18 protein-coding genes are annotated in these 19,428 nt (G+C 57.3%); 12 read left to right on the top strand and 6 right to left on the bottom strand.

Annotated elements, in window-relative coordinates:
* Window positions 1-100: 100 nt before the first annotated feature.
* The 4 genes from JZX89_RS26345 to JZX89_RS26360 form a co-directional block, all read right to left on the bottom strand.
* On the bottom strand, window positions 101-1,276 hold the full coding sequence (locus JZX89_RS26345) for an acyl-CoA dehydrogenase family protein (protein ID WP_207135864.1): 1,176 nt from the start codon (window positions 1,274-1,276) through the stop codon (window positions 101-103).
* Window positions 1,277-1,316: 40 nt separating this feature from the next.
* Window positions 1,317-1,544 (bottom strand): hypothetical protein, encoded by a 228-nt coding sequence (locus JZX89_RS26350; protein WP_207135865.1) that lies wholly within the window; start codon window positions 1,542-1,544, stop codon window positions 1,317-1,319.
* Window positions 1,545-1,632: 88 nt separating this feature from the next.
* Window positions 1,633-2,976 (bottom strand): MATE family efflux transporter, encoded by a 1,344-nt coding sequence (locus JZX89_RS26355; RefSeq protein WP_207135866.1) that lies wholly within the window; start codon window positions 2,974-2,976, stop codon window positions 1,633-1,635.
* Between the two features lie 55 nt (window positions 2,977-3,031).
* Complete coding sequence (locus JZX89_RS26360) at window positions 3,032-4,111, bottom strand: glycosyltransferase family protein (RefSeq protein ID WP_207135867.1); 1,080 nt, start codon at window positions 4,109-4,111, stop codon at window positions 3,032-3,034.
* Window positions 4,112-4,506: 395 nt separating this feature from the next.
* On the opposite strand from JZX89_RS26360, the gene JZX89_RS26365 reads away from it, so the two are divergent.
* Genes JZX89_RS26365 through JZX89_RS26375 form a run of 3 tightly spaced genes read left to right on the top strand, consistent with a single transcriptional unit; the run spans window position 4,507 to window position 7,382 of the window.
* Window positions 4,507-4,953, top strand: coding sequence for a MaoC/PaaZ C-terminal domain-containing protein (locus JZX89_RS26365; RefSeq protein WP_170986031.1), 447 nt, complete (start codon window positions 4,507-4,509; stop codon window positions 4,951-4,953).
* A gap of 24 nt (window positions 4,954-4,977) precedes the next feature.
* The gene (locus tag JZX89_RS26370; protein ID WP_207135868.1) at window positions 4,978-6,552 is read left to right on the top strand and encodes a condensation domain-containing protein; all 1,575 of its coding nucleotides are present in this window, start codon (window positions 4,978-4,980) and stop codon (window positions 6,550-6,552) included.
* Window positions 6,549-7,382: an alpha/beta hydrolase family protein gene (locus JZX89_RS26375; RefSeq protein ID WP_207135869.1), complete on the top strand. Its 834-nt coding sequence runs from the start codon at window positions 6,549-6,551 to the stop codon at window positions 7,380-7,382. Before JZX89_RS26370 ends, JZX89_RS26375 begins: the two co-directional genes overlap by 4 nt.
* 921 nt (window positions 7,383-8,303) lie before the next feature.
* On the opposite strand, the gene JZX89_RS26380 is transcribed toward JZX89_RS26375, so the two are convergent.
* The gene (locus tag JZX89_RS26380; protein ID WP_207135870.1) at window positions 8,304-8,630 is read right to left on the bottom strand and encodes an XRE family transcriptional regulator; all 327 of its coding nucleotides are present in this window, start codon (window positions 8,628-8,630) and stop codon (window positions 8,304-8,306) included.
* A complete protein-coding gene (locus tag JZX89_RS26385; RefSeq protein WP_041699467.1) occupies window positions 8,627-8,986 on the bottom strand; it encodes a type II toxin-antitoxin system RelE/ParE family toxin in 360 nt (119 codons plus the stop codon). Before JZX89_RS26385 ends, JZX89_RS26380 begins: the two co-directional genes overlap by 4 nt.
* A gap of 758 nt (window positions 8,987-9,744) precedes the next feature.
* Here JZX89_RS26385 and JZX89_RS26390 point away from each other — a divergent pair.
* The 9 genes from JZX89_RS26390 to JZX89_RS26430 all read left to right on the top strand — a co-directional run bounded on the left by JZX89_RS26390 (window position 9,745) and on the right by JZX89_RS26430 (window position 19,357).
* A complete protein-coding gene (locus tag JZX89_RS26390; RefSeq protein WP_165422072.1) occupies window positions 9,745-9,921 on the top strand; it encodes a hypothetical protein in 177 nt (58 codons plus the stop codon).
* Window positions 9,922-10,138: 217 nt separating this feature from the next.
* On the top strand, window positions 10,139-11,101 hold the full coding sequence (locus tag JZX89_RS26395; protein ID WP_207135871.1) for a DUF3991 and toprim domain-containing protein: 963 nt from the start codon (window positions 10,139-10,141) through the stop codon (window positions 11,099-11,101).
* A gap of 141 nt (window positions 11,102-11,242) precedes the next feature.
* Window positions 11,243-11,845, top strand: a complete 603-nt coding sequence (locus JZX89_RS26400; RefSeq protein ID WP_207135872.1) for a DUF1419 domain-containing protein — start codon at window positions 11,243-11,245, stop codon at window positions 11,843-11,845.
* A gap of 12 nt (window positions 11,846-11,857) precedes the next feature.
* Entirely contained in the window at window positions 11,858-12,256 is a 399-nt protein-coding gene (locus JZX89_RS26405) for a DUF3085 domain-containing protein (RefSeq protein WP_207135873.1), read from the top strand.
* Window positions 12,257-12,357: 101 nt separating this feature from the next.
* The gene (locus JZX89_RS26410) at window positions 12,358-17,478 is read left to right on the top strand and encodes a helicase-like domain-containing protein (RefSeq protein WP_207135874.1); all 5,121 of its coding nucleotides are present in this window, start codon (window positions 12,358-12,360) and stop codon (window positions 17,476-17,478) included.
* Between the two features lie 136 nt (window positions 17,479-17,614).
* Window positions 17,615-17,917 (top strand): integration host factor subunit beta, encoded by a 303-nt coding sequence (locus JZX89_RS26415; protein ID WP_207135875.1) that lies wholly within the window; start codon window positions 17,615-17,617, stop codon window positions 17,915-17,917.
* Between the two features lie 69 nt (window positions 17,918-17,986).
* On the top strand, window positions 17,987-18,352 hold the full coding sequence (locus JZX89_RS26420; RefSeq protein WP_246746810.1) for a hypothetical protein: 366 nt from the start codon (window positions 17,987-17,989) through the stop codon (window positions 18,350-18,352).
* Between the two features lie 14 nt (window positions 18,353-18,366).
* Entirely contained in the window at window positions 18,367-18,669 is a 303-nt protein-coding gene (locus JZX89_RS26425) for a cold shock domain-containing protein (protein ID WP_207135877.1), read from the top strand.
* A 106-nt stretch (window positions 18,670-18,775) separates the two neighbouring features.
* Window positions 18,776-19,357, top strand: coding sequence for a GNAT family N-acetyltransferase (locus JZX89_RS26430; RefSeq protein WP_210348647.1), 582 nt, complete (start codon window positions 18,776-18,778; stop codon window positions 19,355-19,357).
* Window positions 19,358-19,428 lie beyond the last annotated feature (71 nt).

The raw sequence follows: 19,428 nt of genomic DNA on the forward strand, positions 1-19,428 counted from the left end.
TGCTGCGAGAGAAGAGGATATTTGTTGGCGTCTGGATCGGCCGAGCGGCCATGTTTCCCAGGGCGGTAAAGCAAAGGATACCCTTGCGCAGGTTCGTGCATCATTGTGCAAGCAACTTTTCTGTCGGCGACAAAAGAACTAGGTTTGCATTGTTCTGTCGTATTCTGTCGTTCGAGATCATAAGCGGTGCGGAGTATGCATCCCTTAGAAGACGTCCCAAGCTTAGAGGCCCTGTATTTCTGTAAGCAGCGACTCCAATGATCATCATCCCGTGCGCGATGATCTCGATCAGGCGATCGGCAGTGGTGACCTTTAGATTGTTCATAGCGGTCTGAAAGACGGCTGAACCATAGCTGTCGATATGCATCTCCGCTTCGGAGGCTCTTTCGATAGCGGCGCGGATATCGGAACGAACGGACCGTAAAACCGCTTCCGCATCAACAAGCCTAAGCGTGCCTGGAGGAACGCTCGCGCCCGTTGTACGAGCAGCTTTGCGCAAAGCAGATCGAGAGCGGGCAATTACTTCTGCCGCCATGCCATACCACGTAGACGACCATAGAATATGAGACGAGGAAAGCATCGACTGCGCGGCGATCTCTGAAAATGGCTTAGGCAGTATGCACGACAAACTACCTGCTGCACGAAGGACAAAACCATCACTGCGGGTGCCACGCATGCCCAGCGTGTTCCAGTGGTGCGTCTTCTCTAGCGTATAGTCTTTGCGCTCGACCGCTACCAATACTTGATCTCCGGTTGAGGCGTCAGGATTTCGCCGGGCCGTTATAAGGAGCATGTCCGCCTCAAGGCCATAGGAGATTACCGGCGCCACCTTTTCGAGCGTGAAACTGTTACCATTTATTACGACCGCACACGAGGAGTTGCGGAGGTCGCCGCCAACACCCGCCTCAGTAGTGGATGATCCCAAAAGCAACTGATCGGCCGCGATCCTGCGCTTCAATGCATCATGCCATTCATTCGGCTCGGAATAGATAGCAAGACTTGCCACTTGGACTTGGTGCATCGCGAATATCATCGCCGATGATGAGCATACCGCTCCCAAGCAGGCGCATATTTCGGCCAGTTCCTCCAAAGTGGCGGCCTCGCCACCAAACTGTTTTGGCAAATGTATCCCCAGCAGCCGCTGCCGCTTCAACTCTGCAACTGTCTCGGAAGGAAAGCGTCCAGACTCATCGACATCTTCCGCATGCAGCCTCGCCACTTCAATCGCGGCGGTCACCCTCGTGAGGAAGCGATGATCCACAAAGTGCTTGTTCATTCTTGCGTACTCCTCCTCAGGCGCCACGCCATGCTTGCTCTTATTCCGCGGCCCACAGCGCTGCACCTTCGTGGCGCGCGCGATTAGCCGCGTCGGCAGCCGAACTCAGCAACTTAAGACCGTGGGCATAGGTGTTCTTCGCAACCGATTTCGAGAGCCTCGATCTCCAAATAAGTAGAGCTTCGGGGCGGAGCTTTTTCACATATGCTTTTTCAACGTCGAAGCTGAGGGCCTTGTGGCTCATTTGTGAGAGACGTGCCGCGCTCATCAACAAGACGTATCCTGCGTAAAATGCATTCATTTACGTTCTTTCAGTTCCGATGATTGCTCGAGAAACCGAGTCCGGTCATGTCGTCTCAAGATGCCACAGACACTGGAGATAAATTCCAGCGCCCTGTTTTGTACCGCAAAGTCGTTAGTGTGAGGCGGACTGTCTCCTCGACCGCGCGCCCGATGAAAACCGCCGATATTCCGAGATCTGTTAAGTGCCAAAGCAGCAATGCCACGGGTAGGCCGACCAACAGAGTGGCGACCGCGTCGATATAGAACAGGAAGCGGGTATCACCTCCTGATGCAACGATGCCGGAGCCTATAGCCATGTTTAGGACGATGATTGGTATTGAAAGTGCTGCTATGATGCCACACGCATTCAGCTGCCAGACTTGGATTTCCGATAGTCCACCATAGATGGTGGGCAGAATAGGCAGGGAGGCCACCATGATGATGACCAAGATAATCGAGAACACGGCAGAGATGACGATCACCTTTCTGGCCCGATCGCTTGCAAGAGTTGCGATGCCTGCGCCGACGGCATTACCAACTAGGGAATTGGCTGCGACCGGCACACCAGAAGCCAACATGATAAACGCGGACTGAACCGCGATTACGATCTGGCTGACGGCCAGAAGCTCAACCCCTTCCTGCGCAAATACTGCGGTGAAACTAGCCAATCCGCAAATCCAAACCAACTTTGAGGCCGACATGGGAAGGGCGATAGCGAATCCTCGCTTCATATAGCTGGGCAGCGCCGCATTCCCACTCAGCTCTGCAACCGAGAAGCCCATATGGCGCCATAGCAAGTAGACCAACAGACCTAGCCGAACAGAATAGCCAGCGAGAATGGCAAGGCCCACTGCAAACATACGTTGCTGGTCGGTAGCATCGCTATAAACGGCAAGAGCGGTAAGGCAATTCGCTACCGCCAAACTTGAAGTCGTAACGGCCATCGGTAGCTTGGCCCGACCTTCTACGCGTAGAATATTGGAGATGACCGAGCCCACTATCATCATAGGTCCGCCAACTAGAAGGACGCCTAAAAATTCCGTTGCTCCAGGGATGTCGTTGACGCCAAAAAGCGTAAGTAGTTGGACGTTAAAGAGCCAGCCCAATAGGCTCAGCAGGGAAGAGATCCCCGTCGTCGCCACGATCGAAGCGATTGCAAGCGTTTTAACCCCGTCGAAGTTACCTTGCCCCCTGACTTGAGCAATTAAGATGGAGAACCCCGCCCCAATGGGCAGAAGGACTACAAGCGTCATATAGAGAAGGTTGTTTACAACTCCGGCTAAGGCGACACACCCAATGCCAATATAGGCGACCATAATTTGTTCAACGATCATGAAGACGCGTTGTATAGCAGCTTCGACACCTACGGGTATCGCAATCTTCATGAACTCAGATACGTCGCTTTGGCTTCTAGTCATGGAGCACTAGCATCCCTATCATGGCCGTTTGAGATCCGGGCAGCTGATGTCTGGCCTACGCAAATATGGCTGGTCGTGGAGAATTGGCCAGGTCGGCAAGTGTATGCCTAAGTTCGTTCGATGCCTCGCTCCACAGAGCTTTGGTCATTATCTTTCGCTCGAACGGCCAGCCTTGACCGAGCGTTGGCGTCCCATTTCCCTCGGCCACTAAAGTGTTGACTAGGGCTTTGAAGCGTTCGCGATCTGCGTGGACTTTCTCAATCGTTTTTTGGCGAATGTAGCTGGCAGGCACGCAACGCGCCATCGCGTCCTGCACTGCCTGTGCTACGGCAGAAGGCGTCGGGTCGCACATTACGCAGTATTCATCGTCGAAATACCACTCGCGTCCGCCGCGAGATGGCGTGCTAACTATAGGCAAACCGGCTAGGAGATATTCAATCGACGCCTGCATTGCACCCTCGCTGCTCGAGAGACACAGCCCGACCTTGGCAGTACTCAGCGCCGAGTTGACCTCGGAGTACTCCATCTTAACCGGCCCTTCGTCTGTCCATCGATTGAGAAATACATGTCCCGGCCACTGTTTGTGACGCTGAATAAGCTGCTGCTCCTGCTGGTGGGCGACGGCAGGATCCATGTGGTCAGGGCGATAGCAAATGAATGCGCAACTCTCGATCTCTGCAGTAAGTTCGTGACGTTTCCAGTCAGAGAGACGAGCGTTGTAGATCGCGTGGAAAAGTCTGGGCCCCTCAATTGGGAATAAGAGATTCTCGTCGCAGGTAAGATTATGATTCAGCAAATCTGCGTCGAGGCCGGCAGCTCGGGCGAACTCATATTCAACCTCACAATTGCACAAGTAGATGAAACGATGGAGAGGGTTCCTCGCCCTATACTCGGCAACCCGGTCAGCCATCCAAGCTGCCATATCGTGAGACTCGATATTCCAACGAAAGGCCATAAGAAAAGTGATAGGGTGAGTGTGGAACTCGTCGCCCACTGCTCCGGCCATTCCCAATGGCTGTCCATGGTCGAAGGCAGTGTAGATCACGACCGGATCATACGATAGCACTTTCGACCAGCCGCGGTCGATATGCGCATCAACGGTATAACGATACCGCTGTTCCACACCTGAGCTCATGAAATTCCTCCTCCCAGATCACGCTACACCCAAAGTGCTCGACTATTTGATAAATCGTTATTTCAGCAGGATGTAGCGTTTAAATTGCATTGCTCGGGAACCAGCCTATTATGGACGCTGCAAATGTTCAACTCGAACTTGCAGTGATTTTTAGTCAATGATAAATTGTTCCCGCAACATATCCATTATATATCAAACAGTTATAGATATATTTGGCTAGATTGACCCCGTAAACGCCTTCTGGATTTTCCGTAAATACTCGCATACAGTTGAGTAGATGCGAAAGTGCATAAAGGGCGGATGAAACGCACTTCCCGTATAGCGAGAAGTGCCAGAGTGTAAATCGGAACCGATTGCCCAACTAGAATATTGAGTTGCGAATGAGCGGAGCTTCAATGCGCAGCAATCCTTGGAGTGAGATGGAAGGCAGGCATTTGGGATTGGGTCGCTGGCACCATATCACGCAGTCGACCGTCGAAACGTACGCCCGCCTAACCTACGACGAGCAGTACCTTCATGTGGATTTACTTCGAGCCACAGAGAAGTTCGGAGGGACTGTTGTCCATGGCTTCTACCTTCTCTCTCTTCTTCCAGATGCGGTTTTCGAGTTGACGAAGCCATTGCAGGAGACACACACTTACATGTTCTATGGGCATGATGAGGTGCGGGTGCATTTTCCCGTCTTAACCGGCTCCTATGTTCGCTACGACCTTACAGTTGTGAAAGTAACCTTGCTTAAGCCCCACATGTATAGGCTCGATGTCGACGCTAAACTTGAAGTACAGGGCCGGGACCGACATGCGGTCACATGTAGATATCTTTCTGTCGTGAGTCGAAACTGACCTTTGCCTACTGCGGAGTACCTGATGGGCCAGAAACTTGAGGAGCGCCTACGCACAGCTTGGAGACAGATAATACCTCACGTAACCATCGGTCTGGAGGACAGCGCTTTTGACCTTGGAGCCAATTCACTTCAGGTCCTGATGCTGGTGGCTGCGTCTTCTGAAGTCTTGCGAATTGATATCGATCTTGAGGCGTTCTTCACAAACCCGACGATGGCCTACCTTCTGAAGCAACACGGGAAGAACACCGCCAATAAAGCCAAGCCGGAAGAGGCGGTGCAAGAGATTCCGCTATTGCCCGCGCAGCGCTGGCTTCTTTCCAGTGGTAGCAACCTTAATCAGTGGTGGACCGGCCTGCTGCTGACGGCACATCAAGTATTCGATACGGTGTTGCTTCGTGTTGCGGTTGAAGCCTGCGCACAACGGCACGCGGCGTTGCGTTGCACGTTTAGCCCAGACGATCGGGCCGCGCGCGTCGCCGCTACCCCACACCCCGGAGTTTTCACAACACTCGACTTGCGGAACTGCCCGCTGGAACACCGTCAACGCGTGCTCGAGTGGTTCACACTGCGCGAGAACAACTCGGTCGATCTAGAAAATGGTCCACTCTTCTCCCTCGCCTATATTCACTGGAACGACGCCGAGGTTCGCCTGTTTCTCAGGGTACATCACCTGATCAGTGATGGATATTCCAACGGGGTTGTCCTCCGCGAGATCATCGATAACTACAGGAATCTCGCTGCCGGTTCGAAGGTCCGCGCGAAATTGCCCACGAGTGTCGGTGAGATTGCCGGGCACCGTCGGCAATTCGCCGATACATTCATGCTGCCCAACAGTTTTACACAGGCCCTTGATAGCTACCACTTCGTCGAGTTACCCAAGGACTTTCGACCGTCTCCAGTGAGCAATCGAGGGATCTATAATTCCGCTTTGGTGCATACTCTGTCGGTGCAGCAAGCGGACCAGCTCGAGCACCTGGCAAAGGAAGCCGACGCGTCGATTATAGACGTGTTCATGTGGGCGCTAGCGCGGACGCTGTGCAAGTGGACAGCCGATAACCATGTCCGGATCGTCAACATCGATGCCGGGCGAAGATCGGCGGGTATCGGTTCGCTGGATTCGTCGGAGACGGTAGGATGGCTATCGGTGCTGTCGCTGTTGGTATTCGAGATCAACTCGCAACTATCACTAATCCAACAGGTTCAGCTTGTGCACCGGCAGCGTTGTAACGCGCCTTTGGCGGGCGCCTGGTTTGACGATTATCGCGAGCGGAGCGACTGGACTTATAACATCGCGCCGCAGGAGATGGTGATCTTCAATTTCCAGGGTAACGTGGACCAACTGCTGCAACTGGATCGCCTCAAACTCAAGATTGCGAGTGAAAAGATTCGAAAGGCGCCAGCGACCGACACCGAACGTCAGAGCTGTTTTTACATTGACGTTCGTAGGGAAACGGCCGGCATGAAAATAGCTTGGCATTTTAGCCGTGCCTTACACTTAGACCGTACAATAGAAACATTGATGAAGGATTTTCTCGACCATCTCGCCGGGGCTTCTAGCGGTATTGGGATGCGACGCTTAATTACGGAGCCTAAATGACAGAAGAAGAAACGGTAAACTTTAAAGTCGACGGCCAGCAGGTCATAGGTACTCTTCGAATGCCTGAGAAAGTCGAGGGTCCCTTCTATTTGCTCCTGCATGGCTTTGGCGGGAGCCGTGACGAGTTGAGTATTGCTTCCACCGGAGAAGGAATTTTTGCCTATGTTGCAAGGACGCTGGCGGCTCTCGGGAATCCAAGCCTTCGGATTGACTTCCGTGGGTCGGGCGACAGTGACGGTCATTTTTCCGACACAACATATTCAAAGCAAGTCGAGGATGCCGTCGCAGCAATGGAGTTTCTCGACAGTCGAACCGCGTCCTCCCAGATGGGAATCATTGTCCTCGGGTGGAGCCAAGGAGGGCTCGTCGCCGCGATAGCCGCGGCTCAGACGAAACGTCCTGCCGGCGTCGCCTTGTGGGCGGCGGTCGCAGAGCCAAAGGTGTCATTCCCCAAGCTCATCGGGGTGGAGGTATACAACCGAGGTCTGAATAGTGCGACTCCGACGGACCTGATAGTGCCGTGGGGTGCCACTCTAAGCGTCGGTCCAGACTTTTTTGCCGAGGTCGAAAATGTCGCCCCGCTTTCTGAGATTGGGGCCTTCCCGGGGCCGCTTTTCATTGCGGAGGGCACACTGGATATGGACATTCCTGCGGGAAGCGCCCAACGATATGCCAGCGCGCATAACGGTCTGAATCGGGTGTGGACGGCACCTATGAATCATATCTTTAATACCGACAAAGGCACGGCAACGCTGGAAAAGTTGATTGATGCAACGGTAGCATTTTTTCGAGAGGCTGGGTCTTTATCCCAAACCAGGCCTTCTCCGTAGCCGAATAGTTGAGGCTTTTTGAGGGCTTGTCGCAAACGCTTCGGTTGATTGCGTCCGCCACGGGGGTCGATCAGCTTGATTAAGCGGAATCCATTTCTTTGGAATGATACGGGAAGACGGTGAAGGTCTACGCGTCATCTCGTCTTGGCGTGCCGCTCGTCGGCGCGGTCAGAGCGAACAAGACACAAATCACGCGCGAAATTTTCAAAGTGGCTTTGCCGATGGCGCAGCCTGATGGTCATTCTCTGGGCTATGCACGTTTCATGGGCCGCGGTTCGACATTGGTTCAGGAGCTGCAGTTCAGAACGTCTGCGTTTGGGGCAAAGCGGTCCTTGATGGTGTTTCGTGGGGGTTGCTACTCCAGGAATACACATGGGCCTTGACTTCAGCCAGAACTAGTGTGGACTGTTATTGTTGTGTCATAAACCCTCGTATGCGCAAGCGTATTTTGTTAATCAAAAAAGGAGAGCATTCATGGCACTTAAACCAGGACCAAAGCCGATAGCGAAATCCACGGGGAAACCCGATCAGCGCCGCCGTGATAACAAAGGCACACCAGGGAATACACCGTCCCTCAAACCTAGCAAGCCCAAATAAGGCACTTAAGAGGGCTCTCGCTGATTTGCACTTCTACCCCGGTATTCGATCGAAGCTGCGAAATACCGCGCGGACTGTGTGCCTGTCTGATGTAGGATGACAGCTTTCTCAAATTCCCCGCCGACAACCGTCGGTCCGATAACGGCCCTGTATCGGACGAGCGCCGCCAAAAGCGAATGTCTGCTGTTGGTGCTAGCTGCCGAGATCGTCGACCCAAGTCGACCACTCCGAAAAGGAAGTAGTTGGCTACATTAGAAAAAATTTAGCCAGACAGAGCCAACTGAACTGAGGGTCGGCGGTCCGATTCCATTCAAGGCGAAAATGTTATTTTTCGGTGGCCAATTCGCTGAAATTCTTGATGCTGACTGAGGCGTCGGGGAACTTTGCTGTGATCTCCAGCGTCCCGCCAAGAGCTTCGATGTAGCGTCGCAGGTTGCTGACATAAATATCGGCACGCTGCTCCAGCTTTGCGACAGCCGGCTGCTTCACGTGGAGTGCGCGTGCTACATCCTGCTGGGTCTTTTCACGCGCTTGACGTAGATCATGCAACGCCATTTCCTCGAGAATTGCCTTGGTTGCTTCATCATTGCGGGCGCGACGTTCAGGCGCCATACTCTTGCGCAGGTCGTTAAAGGAGCGATGTCCAGTCATATCAACCCTTCCTTCCCGATCTCGATCAGGTAATTGTCATATAGGCGATCAGCGACCGGAATCATGATTTCGTAAAAGCGGTCGTCGCCGGTTTTATTTCCACCGACCAGCAAAATAGCGGTGCGACGCGGATCGAAAGCGTAGAATACCCGGTAGGGTTCACCGCCGCTCTGAATACGCAATTCCCGCATATGTTCGTGCCTGGAGCCTTCGATGCCGGATGAGTACGGGAAGGGGAGTTGGGGTCCTTTGGCTTCGAGAAGCCCGACCACCCTTACAATATCGTCCTGAATGGCTTCGACCAACGTCGCGTACCACTCACCAAACTCATCGGTATATTCAACGCTCCAACTCATCGATGCTCCAAATGTATTCCATCTGTGGAATATTTCAAGCGATATTCCGTAGATGGAATAACTCGACCGCTGTCCACTGGCAAGTGGCGACGATACCAGGTTGCAAGCGGCTGCGATCTCAATTGATTCCAGCGAGTTTGTTATCTGTACCCGCTTGGGAACTAGATGGATTCTTGATGCGGCTTCCACAAGTCGGCCGACTACCAGGCAAAAAAATAGGGCCACCGGAAAACCGAGGCCCTTGAAGTGTGAAGGTTAAAACCTCCAGAGGGGAACAGCTGATGCGATGACACTGGGAGGAGGCCGTCGCGTGCATCAGCTATGGGCTTTATGCCTAGAATATATGCGATGCGCAAACAAAAATTGTGCAATGCACCTATGCGCAAACCGACGGGACAATCGAGCGCCCGGAAGTTCGCGGTTTCACGTCTCATGGAACCCGTCTCCACCAGTCGTGTCGACCCCAAACTGATGTCCGGAGTGGAAGGAACCAAGCAGCGAAAACGTCGGGGGCAGCGAGGACCGCATCACCACGATCATTGTCGGTCGGAGGCGGGGCCCATAGGAGGCGTCCCATTCCCGCTCTTGATGGATGGCTTCCTGGTCCGGCCCCGGATCTCCGTCGATCAACCCGCTGACGGGGTCCGCTAGCAAGCTGCGGCCGCTGCGGCTGCGCCTTCGCGGTGATCGCGACCGGTTCCGGACACTGACGGGAGCCATCGAGCGGGAATGGCCCGCTCCAAAGATGGAGCCCTCAGATGAACACCGATCTTTCCCTTGCGCAGAACCACGCCTTCCAGCTTTCCCGCACCCTGATGGTTCCAGTTACGCTCTTTCGGAGCGGCGACGAGTTCGGCGTTCTGCCGAGCGACGAACTCGATGACGAAGACGATCTAGAGATCGTGCATGAATATGTTCCGGGTGGGTCTCATTGAGACCCTTCCTTTTCTCAGGTGCCGCTTGCGAGCGGCAGGCCGCAAGGGAAGCTTCGCCACGGCTGGCCTTTTGGCATCAGCGCCGAGCTGCAGTTCTGCATGTTGCCAGCCGCGCCCTTGCCTCCTTTGCTCTTCGCGGACAGCCGAATGCCGTCCCGCAAACTGCGGGAACACGAGAATCAAGGAGAAAGGCGGACGCAAGAGCGCCGGCAAAAGAATGGAAAAAAGAAGACTGGAAGATCTGCGAGACCGCGTCCCATGCGCTGTCCTCCTGGAGCAGGCGGGATTCGCAGTCGATGTGAAGGAGAGCACCCGCCGGGCGCTCAAATATCGGCGCAACACGGAGATCGTCATCGTCATTCATGAGGGTAGGGGTTGGTTCGATCCCCTGTCCGATATGAAGGGCGACGTGTTCAGCCTTGCGGAGCATTTGGAGGGCATATCCTTTGTCGAAGCCCTGGACCAGGTTGCGGCATTGGTCGGGATCGTCGCAGACGAACCCCGCTGGACCCGACCCGTCCGAAACCGCGCTCCCGCTGACGTTGCTCCGGAGCGCTGGGCAAGACGCCGCATACCGTGGCGAGGATCGATGACCTGGCGGTATCTTCGGGACCAGCGCTGCCTGCCTGAGACTGTCATCCGCGCCGCTGTCCAGGCCGACCTGCTTCGGGAAGGTCCGCACGGCAGCATGTGGGCAGCGCATCTTGATGATCGTGGGCTCGTCACCGGTTGGGAAGAACGCGGCCCCGACTGGCGCGGGTTTTCGAGCGGCGGCTCGAAAGTGCTTTTCCGGCTCGGAGCCATCGACGGCTCGCGCCTCTGCGTCACCGAAGCCGCGATCGATGCCATGAGCCTTGCCGCGTTCGAGGGTTTGCGGGAGGGCAGTCTCTATCTCAGCACCGGCGGAGGGTGGTCACCGACGACGGATGCCGCGATGCGCAGGTTGGCCGCGCGTCCCGGCGCTAATCTGGTCGCCGCCACGGATGCCAACGACCAGGGCGAGACCTTTGCCGGCCGACTGCGCGATATCGCCGATGAAGCCGGCTGCGACTGGTTGCGCCTGACACCGCCAGCCGACGACTGGAATGATGCGCTGCGCGCCCGAAAAGCGGAAAAGAAGCAAAGGGAAAATGAGGGGAGACGGGGCCTGCCGCATGCCCGCCGATCGCGTCAAGGGTGAAGCTTCGCCCGGCTGCGCCGGCCCTTGACCCGCTGGACGGAGAGGCGGCCAGAGGGGAGGGGTCAGGAAGGACTGAAGAGAAGATGGCGACCATAAGGATCCGCCGCGCTCCGGTCCGGACGAGGCTGAAGGAGCCCGATCATGACCGTCTCTCCCATTCGCAAAGTGTATCAAGGGGTTGCCGATCGCCGGCAGATGTTCCGTATGTTCGACCGTTACGCGCAGCGCCCGAACCGGTGGGAGGGCGACGACCACGCGCTCTATCGCGGCGAATGGTTCGAGATCGGCGAGGCATCCCACGATTACATGTTCGAGATCCTCCCACCGCTCTGGATGCGGGGCGATATGTTCGCCATGCGCGAATTCCTGACCGGCTCGATCACCAGCATCTTTTTCACATTATCGATTGACGGGCACATCCGCCATTTCCACGGCTATTGCGATCTGGCCGACAAGGGATCGCCCGAGCGCATGCGCAACGCCATCGTCGAGCGCGAAACCCGACCGGTTCGGGCGATGACGCGCGAGGAACGGCTGGAGCACATCTGGTCGAGCACGGCGGATGACTATCGCGGCTATGCCGGAGAGCGCTGGCCGTTGAGCGATCGTGGCAAGCGCACGGTCATGCTTTATGGCGGCAAGGACGGCACGTTTTTGAAACGGCTCGACCATCTCACCGACGCCGAGATTTCCGCGAAACTGCCAGTGCATCTGCGCTATCTGCCCGACACGATCGCAGCGTGACGGAGGCGGGCGATGTTCACCTTTTCCGTGACGGACGTCCGCATCGTCATGATGCGCGGTCGGATCGACGCCTACCGCAATGGCGGCTTCCGCAATCCCCACTACGGGCTTTATCCCGGTCGTGATGAACAGCCGGGTGTCTGGCTGGTTGGCGACGAGGGCGTGTATTTATTATCCAACGGCAAGCTTGCCGAGGGCCAGCGCCCATGCGTCGTTTATGCCGAAGAGTGCGATCCGAACACCAACCCCGACTGGTGGCACTACAAGCACCAGAATTTCGGGGGCGATGACGGCGTGGAGTTTCTCGAGGGCGCCATGCTCGTGAAGGTCATCGCGGCAAGTCCCGACTGCACCCATCTGCAGATCATCATGGACGAAACGTCCATGTCCATCACGCCGATCCGCCGCTGACACCGGCCTCACAGTCAACCTTCCATCAACGTTGCGATCATCGCGCTTGCCGGCATCCCGGGGGCAAGATGGCGCTCGCCTTCTTCCAAGGAGAACAGTTCATGTCCAACGATCCTTTCACTCTCGACGTGTTCGGCAGCAGCGCGCTGTCGTCGGGCCTTGGTCTCGGCATTACGGCCTTTGGCAGCTTCGCGCCGGAGCCTGCGAACGACGACGATCCCGAACCCACCCCGCCTGCACCCGCATCGGCGCTCCCCGTGTCCCGAAAGACGGTTGTGCGCAAACAGGGCGACCGCACGAACTTCTATCTCGATGATGGCGACGATCGTGGCCTTGCTGCCAGCTGGAAGGAGCGGGCGCGGATGAATGTCGCAGCCATCCTCACCGCCAACGAGATCGAGCGAAACGACGTCCCCGTCACGCGCGAACACCAGCAACGGCTGATCCGGTTTACCGGGTTCGGAGCATCGGAGCTTGCCAACGGCATGTTTCGCCGCCCGGGCGAGGTTGAGTTTCGCGAGGGCTGGGACGATCTCGGCTCAAGGCTCGAGAGCGCCGTATCCGAAACCGATTATGCCTCGCTGGCACGCTGCACCCAATATGCGCACTTCACGCCCGAGTTCATCATCCGGGCGATCTGGGCCGGATTGCAGCGCATGGGCTGGCGCGGCGGCCGTGTGCTGGAGCCGGGCATCGGTACGGGCCTGTTTCCGGCTCTGATGCCGGAAATCTTCCGGGACAAGAGCTACGTCACCGGTGTCGAACTCGATCCGGTCACCGCGCGCATCGTTCGTCTGCTTCAGCCAAAGGCGCGGATCATCGCAGGTGATTTTGCGCACACGGACCTGTCGCCGATCTACGATCTCGCCATCGGCAATCCCCCGTTCTCGGATCGAACCGTGCGCTCGGATCGGCAATACCGGGTCCTTGGGCTGCGCCTGCACGACTACTTCATCGCGCGCTCGATCGACCTCCTGAAACCCGGCGCCCTTGCCGCCTTCGTCACCAGTTCCGGCACGATGGACAAGGCTGATACGTCGGCGCGCGAGCATATCGCCAGATCCGCCGATCTCATTGCCGCTATTCGATTGCCGAAGGGCAGTTTCCGCCGGGACGCCGGCACGGACGTTGTGGTCGATCTCTTGTTCTTCCGCAAGCGCAAGGCCGGCGAACCGGAGGGCGACCAGACCTGGCTCGATGTCGATGAGGTCCGCGCTGCAACGGAAGAAGAAGGTGCGATCCGGGTCAATCGCTGGTTTGCCCGTCATCCTGACTTCGTGCTCGGCACCCATGCCCTTACATCCGGCCCGTTTGGAGAGACGTACACCTGCCGTCCCCATCCCGGCATCAATCTCGAAACCGCGCTGAACGCTGCCATCGCCCTTCTTCCGGAAGATATTTACGACGGCGAACCGACCGCAATCGATATCGATCTGGAAGACGAACTCGGCGACATCGTCGATCTACGTCCCGAACATTCCAGGGTCCGCGAAGGCAGCTTCTTCATCGACACCAGACACGGCCTGATGCAGATGATCGATGGCGGGCCTGTCGAAATCAAGGTTCGCAAAGGCGGTAGCGGCGAAGGCCGACCAGCCGAACGGCTGTCGGAAAAGCATGTCCGCATCATCAAGAAACTGATCCCGGTTCGCGACGCGGTGCGCGCGGTTCTGAAAGCGCAGGAGCAGGGCCGGCCATGGCGCGACAGCCAGGTACGTTTGCGCATTGCCTGGTCGAGTTTCGTGCGCGACTTCGGACCCATCAACCACACGACGGTGTCGCTATCGGAGGATGCAGAGACCGGTGAGGTGAGAGAAACACACCGCCGCCCAAACTTGCAGCCGTTTCTGGATGACCCCGATTGCTGGCTGGTTGCCTCGATCGAGGACTACGACCTCGAAACCGATACCGCCCGTCCCGGTCCGATTTTTACCGAACGGGTGATCTCGCCGCCCGCCGCACCTGTCATCACCAGTGCTGCCGATGCCTTGGCGGTTGTCCTCAACGAACGCGGTCGTGTCGATATCGATCACATTGCCGAACTGCTGCATCGCGGCACTGATACTGTGATCGCTGATCTTGGCGATGCCATCTTTCGCGATCCCGCCGATGGCTCCTGGCAGACGTCGGACGCCTATCTCTCCGGCCCGGTTCGCACCAGGCTCGCTGTGGCTGAAGCGGCCGCTGCACTCGATCCTGTCTTTCAGCGCAATGTCCGGGCGTTGCAAGAGGTGCAGCCGGCCGATCTTCGTCCCTCGGATATCACCGCGCGCCTCGGCGCACCGTGGATACCGGCCTCTGACGTCGTCGCCTTTGTCCACGAGATGATGGGAACGGAGATCCGCATCCATCATATGCCGGAAATGGGCTCCTGGACCGTCGAGGCGCGTCAGCTCGGCTATAGCGGTGCGGGAACTTCCGAATGGGGCACCAGCCGCCGTCATGCGGGCGAGCTGCTCTCCGACGCCCTGAACAGCCGCGTGCCGCAGATCTTCGACACGATCAGGGACGCCGATGGCGAGCGCCGGGTGCTGAATGTCGTCGACACCGAAGCTGCCCGCGACAAGCTGCAGAAGATCAAGCAGTCCTTCCAGGAGTGGGTCTGGACCGACCCGGATCGGGCCGAACGGCTGGCGCGCGATTACAACGATCGCTTCAACAACATCGCGCCGCGAGCGTTCGACGGCTCCCACCTTCAACTGCCAGGCGCGTCGAGCGCCTTTTCCTTGTATGGCCACCAGAAGCGCGGCATCTGGCGGATCATATCGGCGGGTTCTACCTATCTCGCCCATGCGGTCGGCGCTGGCAAGACCATGACCATGGCAGCGGCCATCATGGAGCAGAAGCGCCTCGGACTGATCGCCAAGGCGATGCTGGTCGTTCCCGGCCATTGCCTGGCGCAGGCGGCACGCGAGTTTCTCGCCCTTTGTCCCGCCGCCAATATTCTCGTCGCCGACGAGACCAACTTTACCAAAGACAAACGCGCCCGGTTCCTCAGCCGAGCAGCGACGGCGGTCTGGGATGCGATCATCATCACGCATTCGGCGTTCCGGTTCATCGGCGTGCCCTCCGCCTTCGAGCAACAAATGATCCAGGACGAGTTGCAGCTCTATGAGGATCTTTTGGCGAAGGTGGAGAGCGATGACCGGGTGTCGCGAAAGCGGCTTGAGCGGCTGAAGGAGAGATTGCAGGAGCGGCTGGAGGCGCTCTCCACACGCAAGGACGATCTTCTCACCATCTCGGAGATCGGCGTCGACCAGATCGTTGTTGATGAGGCACAGGAGTTTCGCAAACTTTCCTTCGCCACCAACATGTCGACACTCAAGGGCATTGATCCGAACGGCTCGCAGAAGGCCTGGGACCTTTATGTGAAGTCCCGCTATATCGAAACAAAAAATCCCAGCCGCGCGCTTGTCCTTGCCTCCGGGACGCCGATCACCAATACGCTCGGCGAGATGTTCTCGATCCAGCGGTTGCTGGGCCACCAGGCCTTGCGCGAGCGCGGGCTGCACGAGTTCGACGCCTGGGCCTCGAACTTCGGTGACGAGAAGACCGAGCTCGAACTTCAGCCGTCAGGCAAATACAAGCCAGTCAGCCGCTTCTCGTCCTTCGTCAACGTGCCCGAACTGATTGCCATGTTTCGGGCCTTCGCCGACGTGGTGATGCCGGAGGACCTCAAGGCCTATGTCAGGGTACCGGAGATCGCCACCGGCAAGCGACAGATACTCACCGCCGCACCCACGCCGGCGTTCAGGACCTACCAAAAGATCCTCGAAACCCGCATCAAGGCGATCGAGGAGCGTGACCGGCCACCTGAACCGGGAGACGACATTCTGCTGTCGGTCATCACCGACGGCCGCCATGCGGCGATCGACTTGCGTCTGGTGACGCCAACGATGGATGACGAGCCGGACAACAAGCTCAATCTGCTGGTGCGCAACGCACACCGTATCTGGAAGGAGACGTCGCAGAACGAGTATATTCGTCAGGATGGCAAGCCCTATGATCTGCCGGGTGCAGCACAGATGATCTTCTCCGATCTCGGCACGATCAATGTCGAGAAGAGCAGGGGGTTCTCCGCCTATCGCTGGATCCGCGACGAGCTGATCCGCGTGGGCGTTCCGGCTTCGGAAATCGCCTTTATGCAGGACTTCAAAAAGACGGAGGCCAAGCAGCGGCTATTTGGGGATGTTCGCGCCGGAAAGGTCCGTTTTCTGATCGGATCGTCGGAAACCATGGGCACCGGCGTCAATGCCCAACTTCGTCTGAAAGCGCTCCACCATCTCGACGTGCCGTGGCTGCCGTCGCAGATCGAGCAACGGGAGGGCCGCATTGTCCGTCAGGGCAACCAGCACGACGAGGTCGAGATCTACGCCTATGCCACGCAAGGCTCACTCGACGCCGCGATGTGGCAGAACAACGAACGCAAGGCTCGCTTTATTGCCGCGGCACTCTCGGGCGACACCTCGGTCCGTCGGCTGGAGGATCTGAACGAGGGGCAGGCCAATCAGTTCGCCATGGCCAAGGCGATTGCGTCCGGTGACGAGCGGCTGATGCAGAAGGCGGGGCTGGAGGCCGATATAGCCCGGCTGGAACGGCTGCGGGCAGCTCATGACGACGATCTCTTCGCCGTGCGCCGCCAGATCCGCGACGCCGAGCGCGAGATCGAGACAGCCACGCGGCGTATCGGTGAAATCGGTCAGGATATCGAGCGGCTGGTGCCGACCGCAGGCGAGGCGTTTGCAATTAAGGTGATGGGCGAGACCTATACGGAGCGCAAAGATGCGGGGAGGGCGCTGATGAAGGAAATCCTCACCCTCGTCCAGCTCCAGAGCGAGGGCGAAACCGTCATCGCCTCGACCGGTGGCTTCGATCTCGTCTACGATGGTGAGACATTCGGGCGTGGTGACAATTACCACTACCAGACCCTGCTCCAGCGCACCGGCGCCGACTATGAGATAGAACTGCCGGTGACCGTCACGCCGCTTGGAGCTATCTCTCGTCTCGAGCACGCGCTGGCAGGCTTCGACGAGGAGCGGGAGCGCTATCGCCAGCGGCTGGAGGAATATCGTCGGCGCCTGGCCTCTTACCAGTCAAGGCAAGGCGGCTCATTCGCATTCGCCGATGAACTCTTGAAAAAGCGCCGGGCGTTGCGGGAGGTTGAGGAGGCGCTTGCAAAATCAGCACGCGAGGATGGTGAGGCGGACGAACTCGCCTCGTAGGAGAGATCATCTCCATGAGGAGCGGCCCGCTGCGGCGAGCCAAATGGCAATGAGCATAGGCGGTCTGTGCCGCGGTTCGGCTTCGAGGTGGCTGTAGAAGCTTCCCAAATGCCATGTTTCCGCTAAAAAGCGTGTCATGATTAAATCCGAGCTTGTTGATCTCCTTGCCGCGAGAAATCCATACCTCCACCGCCGCGATGCGGAGAATGCCGTCGACGCCGTCCTCGATGAAATCACCGGTGCTCTCGAAAGGGGAGAACGCGTCGAGATCCGGGGTTTCGGCACCTTTGTCGTGCGGCATCGTCCGGCGCGCTCAGGTCGAAATCCCCTCAACGGCAACGCGGTTTTTGTTGAGGAAAAATGGGTGCCGTTTTTTCGCGCCGGCAAGGAGATCAAGGATCGTCTGAACACGGTAGAAAAGCCGTGTGGCAAGGAATAATCGTTGATCGAATATTCAAGACACGTGTTCTGCGATGCCCTTCCCGAGGACGTTCGTGAGACGGTAGAGATGATGGCGCTGGAATTTCTATCCGAAACCTGGCCCGTCCGGTTTGTCGCGCTGCTCTCGATGCTTGAGGACATGGCAAGCAAGGTCGAAGAGGTCAACCGGCGCTATGTGGTCAACAACTGGGTTGCCATCGTCAGCGGCCTGCTCGAACACCTGCCACGTGATCTGGCGTCGCCGGAGTGCCTCGCCCTGATGCGTCACAGTGTGCTTGACCGTTTCCGGCAAAGCGCCACTCAACAATCGCCGGACGTGGAGCAGCAAAACGAATTTCTGCGGCGCGAATATCCGCAGTGGTCGATCGTTGAGGATCTGATCCGCGATTATGAAATGTGGGCAGCGAAACAATCGCAGATAAAGCCCAACTAGCAGCGGAGAAATATATGCCGACAGGCAAGGTCAAGTGGTTCAACGCCACCAAACGGTTTGGCTTCATAGCACCCGATGATGGAGGTCCGGACATCTTTCTCCATCTGAGCAGCATCACCGACCCTGCGTGTCCCACGCTTCAGCCCGGTCTGCGGCTTCACTATGTTGTCGAGCACAGGGGCGGCAAGGTCACAGCGAAAGACGTGCGCCCCGCGCCGGATGAAAAGGCCGTGCACTGCGCTCCCGTTGCACCGCCTCAAGGCGAGGAAGCATTCAGCGATGCATTTGAGCGGGAATGGGGTCTGCGGCGGGGATAGACCAAGTCAGCAGCGTACTCTTCGACTCTGGCGGTTCGCTGCGAAAATCTTGGTTTGCAGCGTTGCCCGGGTGACTGGCATAAACGGGTTCAGTCGGGAATTGGGCATGGAGGTTGAGCGCGTGGGTGTCGAAATAGCAGTCAGAGACGCGACGCCGGGTGACCGGGAGGCGATAACCTTGCTTCATGTCCGCGTCAGCCAACGAGCATATGCTGGCATGCTCCCGGCAGATTATCTGGCGGATGTAATGCCTGATGAAAAAGCTCGCCTCTGGAAGAAGCGCCTTTCGCAGGGCTTAGACCCTGAGAGATTGCGTGTGACCCTGGCACATATTGACACGGAACTGGCGGGCTTTTCGTGCTTCCTGTTTGATCAGGAAACGCAGTTCGGAACATACCTCCATAATCTGTATGTCGACCCCGCTTATCAGGGGAAAGGCATCGCTCACAGCCTGCTGGCGGCGGGTATTCAGCGGTTTTCACCGCGACAGAGAAACCGGCCTGTCCACCTGCTGACTTTGGCCGACAATCATCCGGCGCGCCGGTTCTACGAGAGAATAAATGGCCAGATCATAGAGGAAAAACGAGGCGTGATGGCCAGCTATCCGGAGGTGCTTTTCGTCCGATACCAGTGGCGGAGTGCAGACGAAATGCACGACAACAACTTCAATCTGGCACGAAAAACCTGAACTTCTGGCGGCGCAAAAGTCGATCAAAAATTCGGGCACGTTCGGGAAGTTTACAGCACAGGACAAAGTCA

The organism is Agrobacterium burrii (assembly GCF_017313405.1).
In the GTDB taxonomy this organism is placed as follows: domain Bacteria; phylum Pseudomonadota; class Alphaproteobacteria; order Rhizobiales; family Rhizobiaceae; genus Agrobacterium; species Agrobacterium burrii.